This window comes from Exiguobacterium sp. PFWT01 (genome assembly GCF_018255795.1).
Taxonomy (GTDB): domain Bacteria; phylum Bacillota; class Bacilli; order Exiguobacteriales; family Exiguobacteriaceae; genus Exiguobacterium.
In genome coordinates this window covers 1,469,691-1,487,283 of the sequence record NZ_CP073755.1, presented here as the reverse complement: position 1 = coordinate 1,487,283, position 17,593 = coordinate 1,469,691, and the positions used below count along the sequence as shown (strand labels likewise).

General features: G+C 48.3%; 17 protein-coding genes and 1 pseudogene. 16 read left to right on the top strand and 2 right to left on the bottom strand.

What is annotated here, in order from left to right; translation table 11 throughout:
• The first annotated feature begins 19 nt into the window (after positions 1-19).
• The 7 genes from KD909_RS07725 to KD909_RS07695 all read left to right on the top strand — a co-directional run bounded on the left by KD909_RS07725 (position 20) and on the right by KD909_RS07695 (position 6,915).
• The gene (locus KD909_RS07725) at positions 20-883 is read left to right on the top strand and encodes a cation diffusion facilitator family transporter (RefSeq protein WP_211781242.1); all 864 of its coding nucleotides are present in this window, start codon (positions 20-22) and stop codon (positions 881-883) included.
• An 87-nt stretch (positions 884-970) separates the two neighbouring features.
• Positions 971-1,447 (top strand): N-acetyltransferase, encoded by a 477-nt coding sequence (locus KD909_RS07720; protein WP_211781241.1) that lies wholly within the window; start codon positions 971-973, stop codon positions 1,445-1,447.
• A 47-nt stretch (positions 1,448-1,494) separates the two neighbouring features.
• A complete protein-coding gene (locus KD909_RS07715) occupies positions 1,495-2,484 on the top strand; it encodes a LacI family DNA-binding transcriptional regulator (protein ID WP_211781240.1) in 990 nt (329 codons plus the stop codon).
• 106 nt (positions 2,485-2,590) lie between these two features.
• Positions 2,591-3,529, top strand: coding sequence for a carbohydrate kinase family protein (locus KD909_RS07710; protein ID WP_211781239.1), 939 nt, complete (start codon positions 2,591-2,593; stop codon positions 3,527-3,529).
• A gap of 2 nt (positions 3,530-3,531) precedes the next feature.
• Entirely contained in the window at positions 3,532-4,962 is a 1,431-nt protein-coding gene (locus KD909_RS07705) for a sucrose-specific PTS transporter subunit IIBC (RefSeq protein ID WP_078146864.1), read from the top strand.
• Between the two features lie 19 nt (positions 4,963-4,981).
• A complete protein-coding gene (locus tag KD909_RS07700) occupies positions 4,982-6,400 on the top strand; it encodes a glycoside hydrolase family 32 protein (protein WP_211781238.1) in 1,419 nt (472 codons plus the stop codon).
• A 101-nt stretch (positions 6,401-6,501) separates the two neighbouring features.
• Complete coding sequence (locus KD909_RS07695) at positions 6,502-6,915, top strand: YhfM domain-containing protein (protein WP_211781237.1); 414 nt, start codon at positions 6,502-6,504, stop codon at positions 6,913-6,915.
• Between the two features lie 23 nt (positions 6,916-6,938).
• Here the strand turns inward: KD909_RS07695 and KD909_RS07690 are convergent, their stop codons facing one another.
• Positions 6,939-7,784: an alpha/beta fold hydrolase gene (locus tag KD909_RS07690; RefSeq protein ID WP_211781236.1), complete on the bottom strand. Its 846-nt coding sequence runs from the start codon at positions 7,782-7,784 to the stop codon at positions 6,939-6,941.
• Positions 7,785-7,900: 116 nt separating this feature from the next.
• Here KD909_RS07690 and KD909_RS07685 point away from each other — a divergent pair, with 116 nt between their 5' ends.
• From KD909_RS07685 to KD909_RS07665, 5 genes and pseudogenes are all read left to right on the top strand, one after another.
• Positions 7,901-8,908, top strand: coding sequence for a helix-turn-helix transcriptional regulator (locus KD909_RS07685; protein WP_196430681.1), 1,008 nt, complete (start codon positions 7,901-7,903; stop codon positions 8,906-8,908).
• 200 nt (positions 8,909-9,108) lie between these two features.
• Complete coding sequence (locus tag KD909_RS07680) at positions 9,109-9,969, top strand: metal-dependent hydrolase (protein WP_211781235.1); 861 nt, start codon at positions 9,109-9,111, stop codon at positions 9,967-9,969.
• Positions 9,970-9,977: 8 nt separating this feature from the next.
• Positions 9,978-10,742 (top strand): DUF817 domain-containing protein, encoded by a 765-nt coding sequence (locus KD909_RS07675; RefSeq protein WP_211781234.1) that lies wholly within the window; start codon positions 9,978-9,980, stop codon positions 10,740-10,742.
• Between the two features lie 320 nt (positions 10,743-11,062).
• Positions 11,063-12,408, top strand: a pseudogene (locus tag KD909_RS07670) (IS1182 family transposase); the annotation flags it as partial.
• A 203-nt stretch (positions 12,409-12,611) separates the two neighbouring features.
• Positions 12,612-13,037, top strand: a complete 426-nt coding sequence (locus KD909_RS07665) for a hypothetical protein (protein WP_211781233.1) — start codon at positions 12,612-12,614, stop codon at positions 13,035-13,037.
• 306 nt (positions 13,038-13,343) lie between these two features.
• Here the strand turns inward: KD909_RS07665 and KD909_RS07660 are convergent, their stop codons facing one another.
• Positions 13,344-13,643, bottom strand: a complete 300-nt coding sequence (locus KD909_RS07660) for a hypothetical protein (RefSeq protein WP_211781232.1) — start codon at positions 13,641-13,643, stop codon at positions 13,344-13,346.
• 210 nt (positions 13,644-13,853) lie between these two features.
• On the opposite strand from KD909_RS07660, the gene KD909_RS07655 reads away from it, so the two are divergent.
• From KD909_RS07655 to KD909_RS07640, 4 genes are all read left to right on the top strand, one after another.
• Entirely contained in the window at positions 13,854-14,714 is an 861-nt protein-coding gene (locus tag KD909_RS07655; protein ID WP_211781231.1) for an ABC transporter permease subunit, read from the top strand.
• Positions 14,714-15,757, top strand: a complete 1,044-nt coding sequence (locus KD909_RS07650; protein ID WP_211781230.1) for an ABC transporter permease — start codon at positions 14,714-14,716, stop codon at positions 15,755-15,757. The genes KD909_RS07655 and KD909_RS07650 overlap by 1 nt, the downstream gene beginning before the upstream one ends.
• A gap of 99 nt (positions 15,758-15,856) precedes the next feature.
• Complete coding sequence (locus KD909_RS07645; RefSeq protein ID WP_211781229.1) at positions 15,857-16,783, top strand: NAD(P)-dependent alcohol dehydrogenase; 927 nt, start codon at positions 15,857-15,859, stop codon at positions 16,781-16,783.
• A 115-nt stretch (positions 16,784-16,898) separates the two neighbouring features.
• Entirely contained in the window at positions 16,899-17,537 is a 639-nt protein-coding gene (locus KD909_RS07640; protein ID WP_211781228.1) for a dehydroquinate synthase/iron-containing alcohol dehydrogenase family protein, read from the top strand.
• The last annotated feature ends 56 nt before the right edge of the window (positions 17,538-17,593 follow it).

Here is a 17,593-nt window from a genome sequence, read left to right as displayed (position 1 = left end):
TAATTAAGGAGGTGGGCGGATGGAAACAACAAATCATCCACCAAAAGCGCTCAAAGGAGCGATTGTGTCGATTATGGCATATTTGATCTTATCTATACTAAAGGTATTCTTCGGATACTTATATGAATCTGAGGCGGTCCTAGCCGATGGATTCAACAATACGACGGATATTATCGCATCGGTCGCCGTCTATATCGGCATTCGGGTTGCGGCATTGCCTCGGGATGCCGAGCATAAATATGGTCATGCGAAGATGGAGACAATCTCTGCACTCATCGCTTCATTGATTATGATTGCGGTCGGTATTTTCGTCTTCTTTAACAGTCTGTCGAATTTAATCGGGGGCGAGTATACAGAGCCGAACCCGTTGGCGGCGGTCGTCGCCTTCGTCAGTGCGCTCGTCATGTTCGGGGTGTATCGGTTCAACTTGAACCTCTCGAAGAAGACAAAGTCATTGGCACTTAAGGCGGCAGCGAAAGACAATTTGGCCGATGCGATGATTTCAGTCGGAGCCACGCTTGGTGTGCTATTTGCTTATTTCCAATTGCCCTGGATGGACACGGTCTTGGCAATTGTGATTGCCGGCATGATCATCCGGACAGCGATCCAAATCTTTTTAGATGCCACCCATCAGCTTTCTGACGGGTTCCCTCCGCACCTCGTCGAGTCCTATGAGGAGACGATTGAACAATTTGAACGGGTGAAAGAAGTTCGGGAAATCAAAGGGCGTCATCTAGGGAATCACGTGATGCTCGACGTGACGATTGCAGTCGATGGCGATTTGACCGTGGACGCGGCCCATGAATTATGTGATGACATCGAACGGAAATTAGATGAACAGCATGCGGTCGACTCGGTGCATATTCATATCGAACCGATTTGACGTTCGGTTATCTTTTGCGCTTCATGAAGGGATTCGTTTATAATAAGCGCAGACAGATATTGAACTACTAGTTAAGGAGGGCACGGGATGAACATCGTGCGTCAACCTATTCGCCAGATTGATGAGATTGAATATGAACATTTTCAGAAGTATGGAGAAAACTCATATGGCGTTTCTGCTGAAGAGTTGAAAGGAATCCTCGAAGAAATGGGGTCCGAGCAACTTTATCACGCAGAAGAGCATAGTTATGGAGAGGACTTCTATTACGACTTGATGGTCGATGACAAACTGGTCGGTAAAGTCTTGTTACTCAAGCTTGCCCGCGTGTATCAACTCGACTTGATGGTGTTCGATGCATATAAAAACAAAGGATATGCGACGGAAGGTTTGCGACTTGCCTTATTGGACTCCAATTTGATGGATGGACAAACGGTCCGGGCTGGCATCCCGCCGACGAGCCCACATCAACAAGAGATGCATCAAGTGCTCGTTCAGAACGGGTTCGAAAAGCGAAACGGTCTTTATTATTTAAATTTCAAGAAACGATATGTAGTAAACCATTAAGCTGACGGCGTCGCGCACGTCAGCTTTTTTCATATGGAGGGGTAAGGATGAAGCAAGTCACCATTAAAGACATTGCCGAGCTCGCTGGGGTCGCAAAAAGTACGGTCTCACGCTATCTGAACGGTGGGTCGGTCGGGAAGGCAACAAGGGAAAAACTCGACCGGGTCATTCGAGATACGAATTATGAGCCGAATCAGTTCGCGCAAAGTCTCAAGTCGAAGCAGACGAAGATGATTGGGGTCATCGTTCCACGGCTCGATTCTTATGCCGCCTCACGGACGATGATGGGGATTGATGAACAGCTCACGGAACGAGGATATCAAATGCTCGTCGTCAATACAGCGCAACAGACGGAACGAGAAATCGAACAGCTATATAATTTGGCGAAACAAAAAGTCGCCGGAATCATCTGGCTTGGGACGACGGTCACGGAACGTCATCTTGAGGCGATTGAGGCGATTCAAATTCCGGTCTTGTTGATCGGTCAACAACATGACAATGTCCATAGTCTCGTCTATCCTGACTATGATGCGGCCTATGCGCTTGGTAAACAGTTCACGGAGTGGGGGCATCGAAACGTGGTCTATGTCGGGGTGTATGAATCGGATATCGCGGTCGGTCAAGCACGCCGTGACGGATTTTTGCGGGCGTTTCAAGAGTCGGAGGCAAATGTCAACATCATTCAAACGACGTTTAAGATTGAGGACGCCATTCCAATTGGTGAACAGTTGGCGGATGAGGTCGGCGCTGTTTCCTTGATCGTCTGTGCGACCGACAACATTGCCTTAGGCGTCTTGAAAGGATTAGCGAATCAAGGGGTCTCTGTCCCAAGAGATGTATCTGTCAGTGGATTCGGAGGATATGATTTCACGGAAGTCCTGCATCCATCCATCACGACGGTGCACCTACCTTATCGCCGAACTGGGGCGAAAGCAGCTGACATGATGCTACAGCTCTTACACGGTGAACACGTCCCAATGAAAACGTTCACAATTTTTGAATTAAAAGTGCGCGAAAGCGTTGACAAGTTGAATTAAATCGTTTACATTTGTGTTGCGGAACCGGTTCCGCAACTTTTTTATTCCAAAATGGAACCGGTACCAATCGTATAAAGAACTCATATGATTTTTGGAGGTGGACGATATGAACACCGTACATTGTATCGGCGAATTGTTGATTGACTGGGTATGCGAGGATGCGTCTAGCGATCTCGTGAACGGGACGACGTTCGTCAAGAAGGCGGGAGGCGCACCTGCGAATGTCGCGGCAGTCGTCAGTAAGCACGGGGGACAATCCAGTTTCCTCGGACAGGTTGGAGATGACCCGTTTGGTCTCTTCTTGAAACAGACGTTGGTCGAGAACGGCGTCCGAACAGAAAACCTTGTGGAGTCTGGAGATACGACATTCGCATTCGTATCGATTCAAGAGGACGGAGAGCGGGACTTCACATTCCGTCGCGGAAGTGACGGGGAGTATGCCTTCGAGTCGATCGACTTATCGGTGATCGAGTCAGGAGACATCATTCATTTCGGCTCGGCGACAGCACTACTTGATGGGAAATTGAAAGACGCGTACTTTAAGTTATTGCAATTTTCAAAGCGGGATGGCTTGTTTATCTCGTTCGACCCGAACTATCGGGATGCATTGATCACGGATCTCGAGCAATTTAAACAAGATGCGAGACACTTCATCGCGGAATCGGACTTCATTAAATTGAGCGAAGAAGAAGCGCACTTGTTAACCGGAGAAGAACAACTAGAAGACGCTGTTCGTGCACTGCTTGAATTAGGTGCAAAACAGATTGCCATTACACTAGGGTCTCGTGGGACGTTGATTGCGACAAGCACGCATCATGAAATCGTTCCTTCAATCTCAATCGACAGTATCGATTCGACGGGAGCGGGAGATGCGTTCGTCGGAGCTTACTTATATCGGTTGTCAACACTCGGGTTTGACCCGGAGCGCTTACGTTCCGACATTGAATATGCGAACGTAACGGGTGCATTGACATGTACAGCTTATGGCGCAATTCCAGCCATTCCATCACGACAACTTGTGAATGAAACGTTAGGAGGGAAATGAAGATGGATTACAAAAAAGAAGCAGCATCGATCCTAGAGGCGATTGGTGGGAAAGAAAACGTTGCGGCAGCCGCGCACTGTGCGACTCGCCTTCGACTCGTATTGAACGATGAGTCGAAGGTCGATGAGAAAGCACTCGAACAACTTGATGTGGTTAAGGGAACATTCTCTACAGGCGGACAATACCAAATCATCATCGGACAAGGTACGGTCAACAAGGTCTATGCGGAATTTTCACAATTGACTGGTCTTGGAGACATGTCGACGACAGACGTGAAGTCAGCCGGAGCGAAAAAAATGAACCCGCTCCAACAGTTCGTCAAAATGTTATCGGATATCTTCGTTCCAATCATCCCGGCCATCGTCGCCGGTGGTCTCTTGATGGGGATCAACAACTTATTGACGGCACCGGATTTGTTCTTTGATGGTCGTTCGTTGATTGACCAGTATCCAGGCATGGCCGACCTCGCAGCGATGATCAATACGTTCGCAAACGCCGCCTTCGTCTTCCTTCCTGTACTCATAGGGTTCTCCGCAGCCAAACGGTTCGGTGGTAACCCGTACCTAGGTGCAGCGCTCGGGATGATCATGGTTCACCCGGACTTGATCAATGCATACGCTCAGGCAAGTGTTGAAGAGATTCCGGTTTGGAACATTTTCGGACTCGAGATTGAGAAGTTAGGATACCAAGGACAAGTCTTACCAGTCCTCGTCTCGACGTATATTTTATCGAAGCTTGAAATTAACATTCGGAAGTTTATGCCGGCATCACTTGATATCTTGCTTACGCCATTACTTTCACTCCTCTTCACTGCGTTCATCACGTTCGCCTTCGTGGGTCCGATTACACGCGAAGCAGGGAACTTAATCATTGATGGGTTGGTATGGACGTATGATTCACTCGGATTCGTCGGTGGCTTGATCATGGGTCTTCTCTACGCCCCGATCGTTATTACGGGGATGCACCATAGCTTCATCGCGATTGAGACACAGCTTCTCGCCGATATCGCCGAAACAGGTGGATCGTTCATCTTCCCAATCGCTGCGATGTCGAACGTCGCACAAGGGGCGGCTACCCTTGCCGTCTTCTTCTTAACTGCTGATAAGAAGATGAAAGGTGTCGCCTCAGCATCAGGAATCTCTGCACTACTTGGAATCACAGAGCCTGCCATGTTCGGGGTCAACTTAAAACTTCGTTATCCGTTCATCGCAGCCATCGTCGGTTCAGCCGTTGCGTCTGCGTTCATCGTTGGAAACGACGTATTGGCAGTAGCGCTCGGTGCTGCCGGATTACCAGGTATTATTTCAATCGCACCGGGTTCGATCATCTCGTATATCATTGGCATGGCCATCGCCTTCGCCGTGACATTCGGATTGACATTCATCCTCGCGAAACGACAAGCAAAAAAAGAAGCGGTCAAACAAGCCGCGTAACGAAAAAGGAAGTGACACTATGAATTGGACGAAGGCCGAACGTTATCGTTCACTCCGTGACGTGAGCGCCCTCGAGATGGAGGTGCTCCGTGCAAAGACGGCCGCATCCCCGTGGCGGTTTGGGTACCATATCCAGCCGCCGACGGGCCTCCTCAATGACCCGAACGGCTTCGCATATTACGATGGAGAGTACCATCTATTCTATCAATGGTTCCCGCTCGGGCCAGTTCACGGTCTCAAACATTGGTATCATGTCAGTTCGAAAAATCTCGTCCATTGGACCGACCGCGGGGTGGCGTTAGTCCCTGAAACGAAAGAGGATTCCCACGGTGCCTATTCTGGAAGTGGGTTCGTCGTAAACGACACCCTTCACGTCATGTATACGGGGAATCATCGTACGGACGATTGGACGCGTCACGCCTCGCAAATTATCGGTGTCTTACGTGACGGGATGATCGAGCGGCGCAACGTGGCCATCCCAGATATTCCGTCCGGTTACACGGAACACTTCCGAGATCCAAAGGTATGGGAAGCAGATGGCACATATTATGCGATTGTTGGGGCGCAGCGCACAGATGAGACAGGTCGTGTCGTCTTATATCGTTCGACCGACTTGAATGATTGGACGTTTTTAGGTGAAGTGAAGGCGGGGCTCGAACGGTTCGGTTACATGTGGGAATGTCCTGACGTGTTTGAACTGAATGGAAGGCATGTCCTCATTTTTTCTCCGCAAGGGATTGAGCCTGAGGGTCATCGCTATCACAACATCTATCAATCTGGATACGTCACAGGTACGCTCGATTTAGAGACGCTCGTCTTCACGCACGAGTCGTTTGAAGAGCTCGACTTCGGGTTCGACTTTTACGCCCCGCAAACGACGGAGCATGATGGTCGTCGTATTCTAGTCGGCTGGATGGGCCTACCGGAGATTGAATATCCGACAGACCGGTACGGCTGGGCCCATGCGTTGACGCTTCCTCGAGAACTCTCGCTTGAAGATGGCGTATTGAAACAACGACCAATCCCTGAAATGAAACAACTCCGACAAGACCAGTTTGTCAACGAATCAGGGACACAGCTTGACGTGGTCTCACCCGAACGTTTTGAATTAGAACTGTCGACGGCTGGAGAAGACTTCAAACTTGAACTATTGAAGACGGAAGATGAGTCGCTCGTGATTCGGTACGAAAAAGATACACGCGAATTGACCATCGATCGGACAAACGCGGGTGAACCGTTCGCGACGGAGTTTGGGACGACTCGGACAAAAGTGATTGAGGTCACGTCCCTTCATCTGTATGTCGACTCGTCGAGTGTCGAATGTTTCGTCAACGATGGTGACGCTGTGGCAACCCTTCGCGTCTTCCCAAGTGATGGCGAGAAACGGGTCCGCTACGTCGGAGACGGGGCAAGTTTAGTCGGTTGGAAATTTGAATGAATGTAAAAGCTGAGCGTTTGCTCGGCTTTTTAATTTTACCAAATGTTGAAACCGTTTCGATTAGATCTACGTATAGATGAAGAGAAGAGAGAGGTGAGAGAATGAATAAAATGATGAAGTGGGTTGATGCGATTCGAACGATTACCGCACCATTTGGAGATCCGATTGGAGAAATTGAGAATGAAGAAGTTGAACGCGTGATGGTGGCGGAGTCGACGGTGCGCGGAATAATGAATCCAGAAGTGAAGTTAGAGTTTCATGAATTGAGCCAGGTGCGGGTGTTCGCGGAAATGCTACGTAGTTCAGAAGAAATCGAAGGCATTGAGATTGAAGTGGCACCCGATTTTGATCTCTTGCTGCAATTTAAAGGTGGCGAGCATGAACGATATCAGCTGTGGCTCGGACAACCGAACCGTCCGAGTGTCATCATGCATCTTGAGCGAACGGACGTTGTCTGGCGACTACCGGAACATACGACGAATCAATTGATTGATGCCCTCGGGTTAGATACGTAAAAAAGCACCTCTTTTTGAGATGCTTACGAGTTGAATCGGATAAACCGTTCGATTTGTCGCTCTGATTTTCTCGCTTGTCGTCCGACCCAAATGAGGTGTCCTGGGCTGTTCAAGATTGTTAACTGAGCATGCGGGATCAATCGCTTCGCGTAATGCGCATGACGAACGGGGACGGCCTTGTCATTTTTTGAATGGACGATGTAGGTCGGGCAGGTGACACCGAGTAAGACCTCACTTGAGACTCGTTGTTTTAAATCGAACTGTGCGCCAAGTCCAAACGCCATCTGATTCGCGACACGTTTGAGGAGGAAGATGTCGTAGGGTGACACTTCTTCTCGAATCGTCTCGAGTGCCAACACACTCGTCGATTGAATCATACGGGCCGTCGCTTCGAATGGATGTTTTTGAATGGCACGAGCGATGAACTGTTTCATGATGTATTGAAGGGCGATGAATGCCGGCTGGACGATATTTCGACTGACCGTGTCCCGATACGGAAAATCGACGACACTCGTTACGGCGGCAGCGAGTGTCAAGCTGAGTACACGCTGATTCTGTGAAGCGAGCTCAATAGCGGTCGGTCCTCCGGCAGAGATGCCATATACATGATACCGATCAATATCTAGCATTTGCATCAAGTGAGAGAGTCGGGATGCAAACAATTGAGGAGATGCTGAAAAAGAGTATGGTGTTTCTCCATATCCGGGTCTAGATGGGACAATGACCCGGAAACCGGATAAAACGAGTTGGTCCACATGGTATGGTTCTAGACTCGAGGATTGGGTCCCATGGATCAGTACGATGACGGGACCGTGACCGCGGTCTATATATTCGATTTTTGAGCCGTCGACGTGTGCATAATATTTCAACTTAGATGGCGCCTCCTTAAACGTTTTGTAATGGAAAATACCTTTATTTCGTGGAAATAAAATGATAATGTCTGTTTATACATAATTTAGATAGAGAAACGAAAGGGGATAGAACCGTGAATAACCGAGAGCGGTTACTTGAAGTTCGACGTTTCTTCGAACGTTACACGGACGAAGCGAATCCAAAGACACTAGAAGATTTGCTCGAGTACTTGTCAACGATAGGAGATACTTCTAAGTTAGCAAAAAAATCGGTGAAAGACGATATCCAGGCACTGAATAATTCGGGGTTTGAAGTGCAGGATGAATTGGAGAAGAATGGTCTCGCTAAAAAGTATTGGCATTCGGCCCGCTTATTTGAGATTCATGAACTCCGGATGATGGTCGATGCGATTGTCGCAGCGAAATTTATCTCGGAAGACGTGACCGAGGAAATTGTAGAGAAACTTCAAATGCTGACGAGTATCCCTGAAGCGAAGACGCTACAATCGATCATCAAGACGCCGAAGAAAAAACACGGACACATTCCTTACCATATCGATCGTATCCAACGAGCCATTCATGAACGGAAAGCCATCTCGTTCCAATATACAGACGTCGTCGGATTCGATGTGACGAAGCGAACGTTTCCACTTCGTCGTGACGGAGAACGTTATGTCGTCAATCCGATCGACTTGCATTGGAATCACGAGCAGTACTACTTGATTGGAATCGACGAATCAATCGGAGAGGTGCGGAACTATCGGGTCGACCGCATCGTCAACTCGGAGATCGTGGAAGACGGCACCATTCGCCCGAAACATCATCTGCCTGATGATTACTATCAAAAGTCATTCAATATGTACAACGGATCTGATGAACAAATCGTCTTGTCTGTCGACGAACGCGTACTCCCGGTCATCTTTGACAAATTAGGAGAAGATGTTTCCGTGTCCGAACATGGAGAACGCTTCCTCATCCGTTTCGACGCAGCCGTATCTGACGGATTCATTTACTGGTTGCTCTCTTTAGGGTCACAAGTAGAAGTGGTCGAACCGCTCACGCTTCGTGATCATATGAAAGCAACGATTGAGAAGATGGCAACTACTTATGAAAATACAAGCATTCATTCATCCATCGAGTAAGCAGATGTGCTATACTGCTTGCGACACTAGATGAAGGGGGACAGGCGGATGTTGAATTGGATGCCATTGATCATTCCGATTGTCGCTGTCATTTTCGTAACGATCGTCGCAAGGCGCGCCATGAAAATGGATAAAGAGAATTAATAAGAAGAGACATCGTCCAGGACTGGGAGGTGTCTCTTTCGCTATGGAGGTAGAACGTGGATACGATTACACATACGTTATTCGGTTTGACGCTATATGGTGCAGCCGATAAACGGGATTTACAACAACATGAAAAACGAGCCTTGTTCGTCACGACACTTGTCGGGAGCCAAATCCCGGACAGCGATGTGATTTCTCGGCTATGGGACACAGAAGGGATGTATCAGATGTGGCATCGCGGCATCACCCACTCGATTTTTCTCGTCCCACTCTTTGCTTTGCTCATCTACATACTCGTTCGCCTCCTCTTTCGCGTGACGGACATTCGCTATTTTTGGTGGGCACTGTTGTCTGTCTTCATACACAACACATCTGACTTGTTCAATGCATGGGGGACGGGCTACTTCGAACCGATCTCTGACGTGAGGATCACATTCGGTGTGATCCCGATTGTCGATTTCGTCTATTGGGGAATCTTCTTGGTTGCCTGGCTCGTCGCTCGGAAGCAGGAAGTTCGTTATAAGACGTATCGGTATGCATGGGCTGTCCTCGTTCTTTATGTCGCGCTTCAAAGTGCACAAGGCGCCTATTTATATCAGTCTTATTCAAAGGAATATGACGAAGTGGCGCTCTCGGCTTCATTTATCCCGACTCAGTTCACGGTCATTACGAAGACTGACGAGGACGTATCGCTCTTTCAAGATTCGATATATCAAGAAGCGACCTTGCAATACGAATTGACGAGTGCAGAAAAGACGAGTCTTGAGCCATTGTTTGAAGTGAATCAAGAGGCACGCACATTGACCAAATGGTCACCGTTCGTCGTCATCGTGGCGAACGAAGAACGACTCGGCGTCTTTGACCCACGTTTTTATGACGGAGAGTCCTCATTTTTATATGAATACATCGAAAGGTAGGGCAACGGATGGGACGTATACGTTATCTCTTTATCTTTGCTTACGAACAGGCACTTAGTTGTATCTTCCCGGTCGCTATCTTTGGCGCGCTCGCCGTCACGAAATTTGTGGAGTTACCGCTCCCGCGATATGATGTCTTACTCATCTGGTGTCTGTTCGTCCAAGTGATCCTTGTGAAGACGGGACTTGAGACGATGGAAGAAGTGAGGGTCATCAGCTGGTTCCATGTCATCGGTCTCGGACTTGAACTGTTCAAGGTGCAGATGGGGTCATGGAGCTATCCGGACGAGGCGTTCACGAAAGTGTGGGGTGTTCCGCTCTATGCGGGATTTATGTACGCGAGTGTCGGGAGTTACGTCGTCCAGGCATGGCGTCGCCTCGATCTACGATTCACGAAGATGCCGAACCCAATCGTTGCCTTCGGACTTGGGATTGCCATTTACTTTAACTTTTTTTGGCATCATGTGTGGCTAGACCTACGGTGGCTGTTGATCGCACTCATCTTCTTGGCGTTCGGCCGTTCGATTGTCTCGTATAAACTCGATGACCGTCGATTCGAGATGCCGGTCGTCCTATCGTTTTTCTTGATTGCTTGTTTCATCTGGCTGGCAGAAAATATTGTCACCTTTTACAACGGCTGGGCGTATCCAGATCAGTTGAACGGTTGGGCCATCGTCGATTTGGGTAAACTGTCGTCCTGGTTCCTACTCGTCATCATCAGCATCCTCCTTGTCGCTTGGCAAAAGCGAAAAGTGGAGTATGAATTACCTTAAACTCGACATGTGTCGAGTTCAGCTTGTTGACAAATAAGATGTTCGAACTCGTCCTTCCGGCGCCCACGCTTTCCGCAGGCAATCCCGGAGCCGCATCGCGACTCAGGTCGCTGCTGGGTCTCCGTCGGATTGCTTTCCTGCAGGAGTCGGGACGCCGTAGGACGAGTCACACGAATGGTCGCCACCTTTGGCGGCCATTTTTCTTTTTCTGAGGCCTCGATGGCCGAAGAAAAAGCCCGATACATACTTCGAACCCTTACAAACGGGGAAAGAAGAAGGTAAACACCAAGTTCGCTCGTCATCAAAAGGAGGAACCCGATATGTATCGCGCCCATTCTGAGAAACGACATGAACCGATCCAGTCGAAGACCACGTTGGACCAGCTGGTCCCGCAGGATCATCTCGTCCGGAGACTCGACCGTCACATCGACTTCTCGATCGTGCACCGGCTCTGCGCCCCGCTCTATTCGAACACCGGTACGCCCGGCATCGATCCGGAGATCATCATCAAGATCATCCTACTCGGACCCCTGTTCAACATCCGTTCCGTGCGCCAGACCGTGAAGGAGGTTCAGACGAACCTCGCCTATCGCTGGTTCCTCGGTCTCGGCATCGATGAGAAGGTTCCCGACCATTCGACGATCAGCCAGGCCTACCGCCGACGCTTTCAGGGGAACGACGTGTTCCAACAAATCTTCGAGGACATCGTCCGACAGGCGGAATCTCACGGTCTCGTCTCCGGACGCATCCTGATCACGGATTCCACGCACATCCGGGCGAACGCGAACAAGAAGAAATTCGACAAGGTAGAGGTCGAACGGGTCGTCGGTGCGATCGAGGACGAGCTTCTCACCCGCGTGAACGAGGAACGGGCCGAACGCGGAAAAAAGAACTGAAACCGGCATCTGAGAAGAGGGAGCGCCGGCTCGTCAAGATGAGCCGGACCGACCCGGATGCGGGATACATGTATCGTGACCAGAAGCCGGAAGGCTTTTTCTGGCTGGCGCATCGGACGGTCGACGCCAAGCACAATTTCATCGTCGATGTACACGTCACACCCGGGAACGTCTCGGACAGCACCGTCTATCTCAATCGGCTCGACCATGTCCTCGAACGTTTCCATTTCCCGCTCGAGGCGGTCGCACTCGATGCAGGCTACTTCACAACCGGGATCGCGAAGGCGCTCGTCGAACGGGGCATCTTCGGGGTCATCGCCCGGAGGCGTTTCGGCGGGAAGAAAGGGATGTTCCGCAAGACCCGGTACACGTACCTGCCCGAGGAAGATGCATATCTCTGTCCGGCGCGACAGCGCCTCACCTATCAGACGACGGACCGCCACGGCTATCACCATTACGTCTCCGACCCCTCCATCTGTCAGAACTGCCCTCTCCTCGAGAAGTGCACGTCCAGCCGGACGCACCGAAGGGACATCACACGCCACGTCGATGAACATTACCGCGAGCAGGTGAACGAGAACCGCCTGTCCGCGTCTGGGAAATCCCTCTACCGACTGCGGCCGCAGACCGTCGAGCGCTCGTTCGCCGATGGGAAAGAGCTCCACGGGCTCCGTTTCACCTTCTACAGGGGGACCGCGAAGGTCCAACGCGCCAATCTGGTGGCAGCCACCGCACAAAACATGAAGAAGCTGGCCAACCTGTTGGCCAGAAAGGACCGTCTACATAACATTTCTTCAATCTTTTGTCGGGCAGAACGCCTCAAGCTCGTTGAACATAAAAAAAGACGAACCAAATCGCCATATGCGATTTGGTTCGTCAACAGCCTGAACTCGACATGTGTCGAGTTTTTTTGTGAGGGGATACGAATCCTTTTTTGAAGAAAGTCGTATTGTAAAACGAGGTGATTCGGTTGTTGGAAATTGTATTCTATTGGTTGATTGGATTAATGTGTCTCGCTTCTCTTGTCATCTATTGGAGGGATTGGCGGAAGACACGCAATCGTGTGAAATTAGGTCAAGCTGCTATCGCGATCTTTGCATCAGTGGTTGTACTTGGAATGGCCGGGATGGAGACGTACGACCGTATGACGACGAATTACATCGTCGAGACAGGAGAATGTTACGTCGTGAATGATCAGTCCTCGAAGGGTTCGTCGAACGTGACGTTATGGTTCGGCGAGCGGGCATACGGCTTCAAGGAAATTCCGGATGTTGCGTATGGTCCGGGACAACTATTTTCATGTCGTGCGACGATGACGAAGCAGATGCAATCAGGAATCGATTATGAGTTGCGCACACTTGACGGTGAGTTATTGTACTCAACCCATTCAGATGATTGATTGCGTGACATGGTCGAACAAAAACGTGTTCAAAGCTAAATTCATAGCTTCGAACACGTTTTTCTGTCCTTTTTCTTATATGTACGCCATAAAAGTAACATCATGACGATAAACGCAAGTCCACCGACCAAATTGGTTACGAAGAAAAGATACTGAGTCGACAAAAAACGGGATACTGCCTGCCATATAAAGGACAGTGAAATCAAGGCAAAAATGAATATACCAAAAGGGTTGGAGAGAATCTTAAAAAGTTTATGATCCATTGTCATGCACCAAATGAGTGGAACTTGGCAAACGTACTATTTATCATTTCGATTCCTTCAACTTGTTTCGTTTTCTCTCTAAAAAGATCGGAAGGATATTCATAAAGATTGCCGCGATCGTCAAGAACCACAGCGCACGCGACATACCGGGTACGACATCCGATATGGCAGCCCAGTCTTTTGCTTCGACCCACATGTTGAGTAGGCTATATTCGGCGCATAACGTGAGAGCAACTAAGGATAGGGCAATCGCCATCGGCAGCTTATAATCCTTCTCCATCATAAATACGGTCAAATTAATAAGCGTTGCCCCAATCGCCGCCAATCCAAAAATAATCCACATCCTTTAACCCCCTAAATATTTCTATCTATACATTGTATCATACAAATTAACCCATATAAATTTCAGAAAATTGTTTCTATTTGCATAATAAATATGTTAGAATCAGTGGAAAGTGTCTTTGGATATTATTCCCTTTAGAAAATGAACAATCAAACGGACATCCTTTCACACTTTTGATTGAGAGATTGGCATTCAAAAGGAGATCGAACTATGACGTATATTGCTCGAAAATCAGTTCATCTGATTGTCGCATTTTTCATCTTGATTGCAATCAGTGCGCTACCATCGCTCGTCGTTCAGACGGATTTTAGTCTGACGAATTATTGGAACGGCATTCAACAACAGATGGACCAATTACAGAAATTAGAGGACATTACATATTACAACATCACCGCGCAACGTTACTTGCCACTCTTGCCGGCACTTGGACCCCTCGTCAAAGAGTCGGTCATCATTTTTACGACGGCACTCGCGGTATCGACCTCGCTAGGATTAATATATGCGTACTTCTATTATCGGAGCGGGAGACGCGTTCGTACCGTCTTGCACCAAACGAGTCAGACGCTCGAGATGGTACCAGATTTATTCTGGTTAATTTTTTCTCAATTTCTTGCGATTACAATCCATAAATCGACGGGATTCGATCGCATTGAAGTGGCCGGAGGATTCGCAGAGTACATCCGGTTTCTCCCGCTTGTCACTTTGACGCTGACGACATTATTCTTCTTTATCAAATGGTTGACGATTCATATCCATGAACAAGAAGCCATTCCGTATCTCGAGCTCGCGCAAGCGAAAGGGATTCGACCGAGAGGGTTGTTTTGGAAACACTTGTTGCCGAATATCATCTATCGGTTTTACCTCTTTTTCCGTTCGAACATCATTACCATCTTATCGACACTTTTGATTGTCGAATATCTATTTAACGTTCAAGGGTTATTCCGATTCGCCGTCTACAACCCGCAAATGGAAATCTTACTGGTCATCTTATTCGTCATCTATATCCCGATTTTTCTATTGGATTTACTGATTGAATGGATTATTCCGAATGCATGGAAAGGAGGGATTTGATGCGTCGAGTATTAATGCGTGACCCAATTTTTCTCTTCTGCTTTGTCATCGTAGCGGGTCTATTGTTGATGAGTTTTGGAAATACCGTGTTTCGTGATGGGAACGTAGATCAAACCCTCATGCTCTACTCTGATGAAGGGAGACTCATCGGAATCCCACCATTAGAACCGTCAAAATATCAATGGCTCGGGACGGACAATGCGGGATATGATTTATTCCAAATGCTCGTGGAAGGATTTAAGTGGACCGTTGGCATCTGTGCGCTCGTCGCATTCGGACGGATGGTCATCGGATTATTGATTGGCATTCCCCTTGCTTTCAGGGGAACTCGCTTAAATCAATTCTTTAAAACGCTATTGGACGGCTTTTTGATTCTGCCGATTTCATTAATTGCATTGATGATGTTAGTAGGAACACTGACCTTTTATGATTCGACACAGGTGCCTCCATTATGGGATCGAGTAAAGATTGAACTAATCGTCTTAGTCGTTCTCGGATTACCGGCCGTCACGTTATACCTCATCACAGAGATTCGACAATTGCTTCAACAAGAGTTCATGATCGTGGCTCAGACGCTTGGTGGCAGTGTCTGGCATCGTGTGAGATTGCACCTTTTCCCGCATCTCGTCCCAACCCTCGTGATCGTCTTCATGCAACAGTTTGTTCAGACGCTCATGTTGCTCATTCATCTCTCACTGTTTGGGATTTTCTTCGGAGGAACGGTCATGTTACATGAAGGGATCATGCCGACCGTCTATGAGTGGTCTTCGATGTTCGGGTATTATTTCAGACAGTTCACTGCGATGACATGGATGACGAATCATCTATTTCTCGTCCCGGCCATGTCACTTGCTGCGCTCATCTTTATTTTCAACTTGTTGACGAGCCGTCTCGAGCGAGCATTTAAGCTCAGACGTCAGGAACCGGTGGTGACCGAGGCAAGTCTAGCACAATCGGAAGCGGCAGCTGCTTCCCTTTCGAATCCGTTCACCCTCGTTGATTCGACTGTGTCATTAAGGAAGGAACCGGATGATATCGTATGATATGATCCGGTTTTTCTATGTCAAATGGACTGAACGGTCTTGTTTGAGGGAACGTGTATAACAGATTGAGGTGACAATTCATGAATGGAGTGAATCGATATGAAAGCTGCGATTTGTACCGCGTATGGGCCACCGGAAGTACTCGTCATTCAAGAAGTGCATCAACTGAAGCCGAAAAGCAATGAGATCCTGATTCAAGTCCATGCATCGGCCGTCCACTCGGGAGACCGACGCCTCCGCGCACTAGACGTTCCGGCATTAGGAAAACTACCGATGCGATTAGTTGTTGGGTTTAAGGCGCCACGTCAACCGATTCTAGGTGTCGTGTTGGCAGGTACCGTCGTAGAAACAGGAAATAGTGTGAAAAACTTTCAGGTCGGAGACAACGTCTATGCCCTTACTGGGATGCGTTTTGGTGGTTATGCGGAGTTTGCATGCGTGAACGAATCGAAATGTGTGTTTCAGATGCCCGCCCGTGCCAGCTTTATCGAGGCAGCGGCGCTACCATTTGGTGGAACGACTGCACTACATTTTTTACGGAAGGCACGTATCGAGCGAGCGACGAACGTTCTCATTTATGGTGGAGCGGGTGCTGTCGGTTCGACTGCCGTCCAGATTGCGAAGCACTACGGCGTTCATGTGACTGCGGTCTGCCATGAACGGAACATCGAGCTCGTGAAGCGGCTCGGGGCAGATGTAGTCGTGGACTATTCGAGAGAAGGATATGACCGTGATTTGGGTAAGTATGATGCCGTCTTTGACGCTTCGGGGAAAATTGATAAACGACTAGCCAAAAAACACGTGGCAGAGAACGGGACGTTCAGTTCCGTCGCGGGACAGGGACCGGCGAGCGAACGAAAAGAGGACTTGATGTTCTTAAACGAACTGTTTGAAGCAGGAGAGCTACAACCCGTCATTGATTCGGTTTATTCGCTAGATGAGATTGTTGAGGCACACCGATACGTCGATCAAGGGACAAAGGTTGGGAATGTAGTGGTGAAAATCAATGAAGAATCAATCAGATGATAGATGGTAATATAGAGAGAAGTATCATATTTTATCGTGAGGTTTGGTCGAGAACCTCACTTACATATGAATGGATTCACTGATTAGACGAATCAATGAGAGCGGGCGAGTAGAGATGAATATATTGATCGGACAACCGAAGATGGAAAAAGATCTTATGCAACTGAAGGGAGAGATTGAGTCGAACCCTACGGTGGACTTGATTCTCTATCCAGAGGGATATTGTACATATAGAGAATTGGATGAGCTGAGTGATTTAGCGATCCAATTCAACACAACGATTGTTTTAGGGTATCGAGATGACACGAATAGAGACCGGGTCCTCATCGTAAATAAGAATGGCGAAACGTTGTTAACGCGACGGAAAACGCCTGAAAATGAGGGCTTGTTCATGCCATCAAGTGCCACAGATAGAGCAGAAGAATACGGATATTTACTGTGCAGGGAGATTTTTATGGGGGTTGAAGGATTGAAGGGTCATGAGCATCTATCAATCATATTCAATCCAATCGGGGTCGGGATGTTTAGTGAGGAACAATTCACGGAGTGGACGGAAGAAGCGAGAAAAATTGCGATGGAACGAAAAGCGATGATTATCGGAACGAGTCACGCGGATGGTTCGTATCGAAATTGTGGAATCTCGATTCCAATCGCATATTGCTTTGATGAAAATGGGGAAGAAGTGTTTTTATCGAAAAATGATACGCGGACGCGAGTGTTAGAGACTGATTCAAGAGTTACGACATTCGTCTAACAAACCGTGATTTCCTATAAAAAATGAAATACGTGTAAAATGAATGGATTTATTTC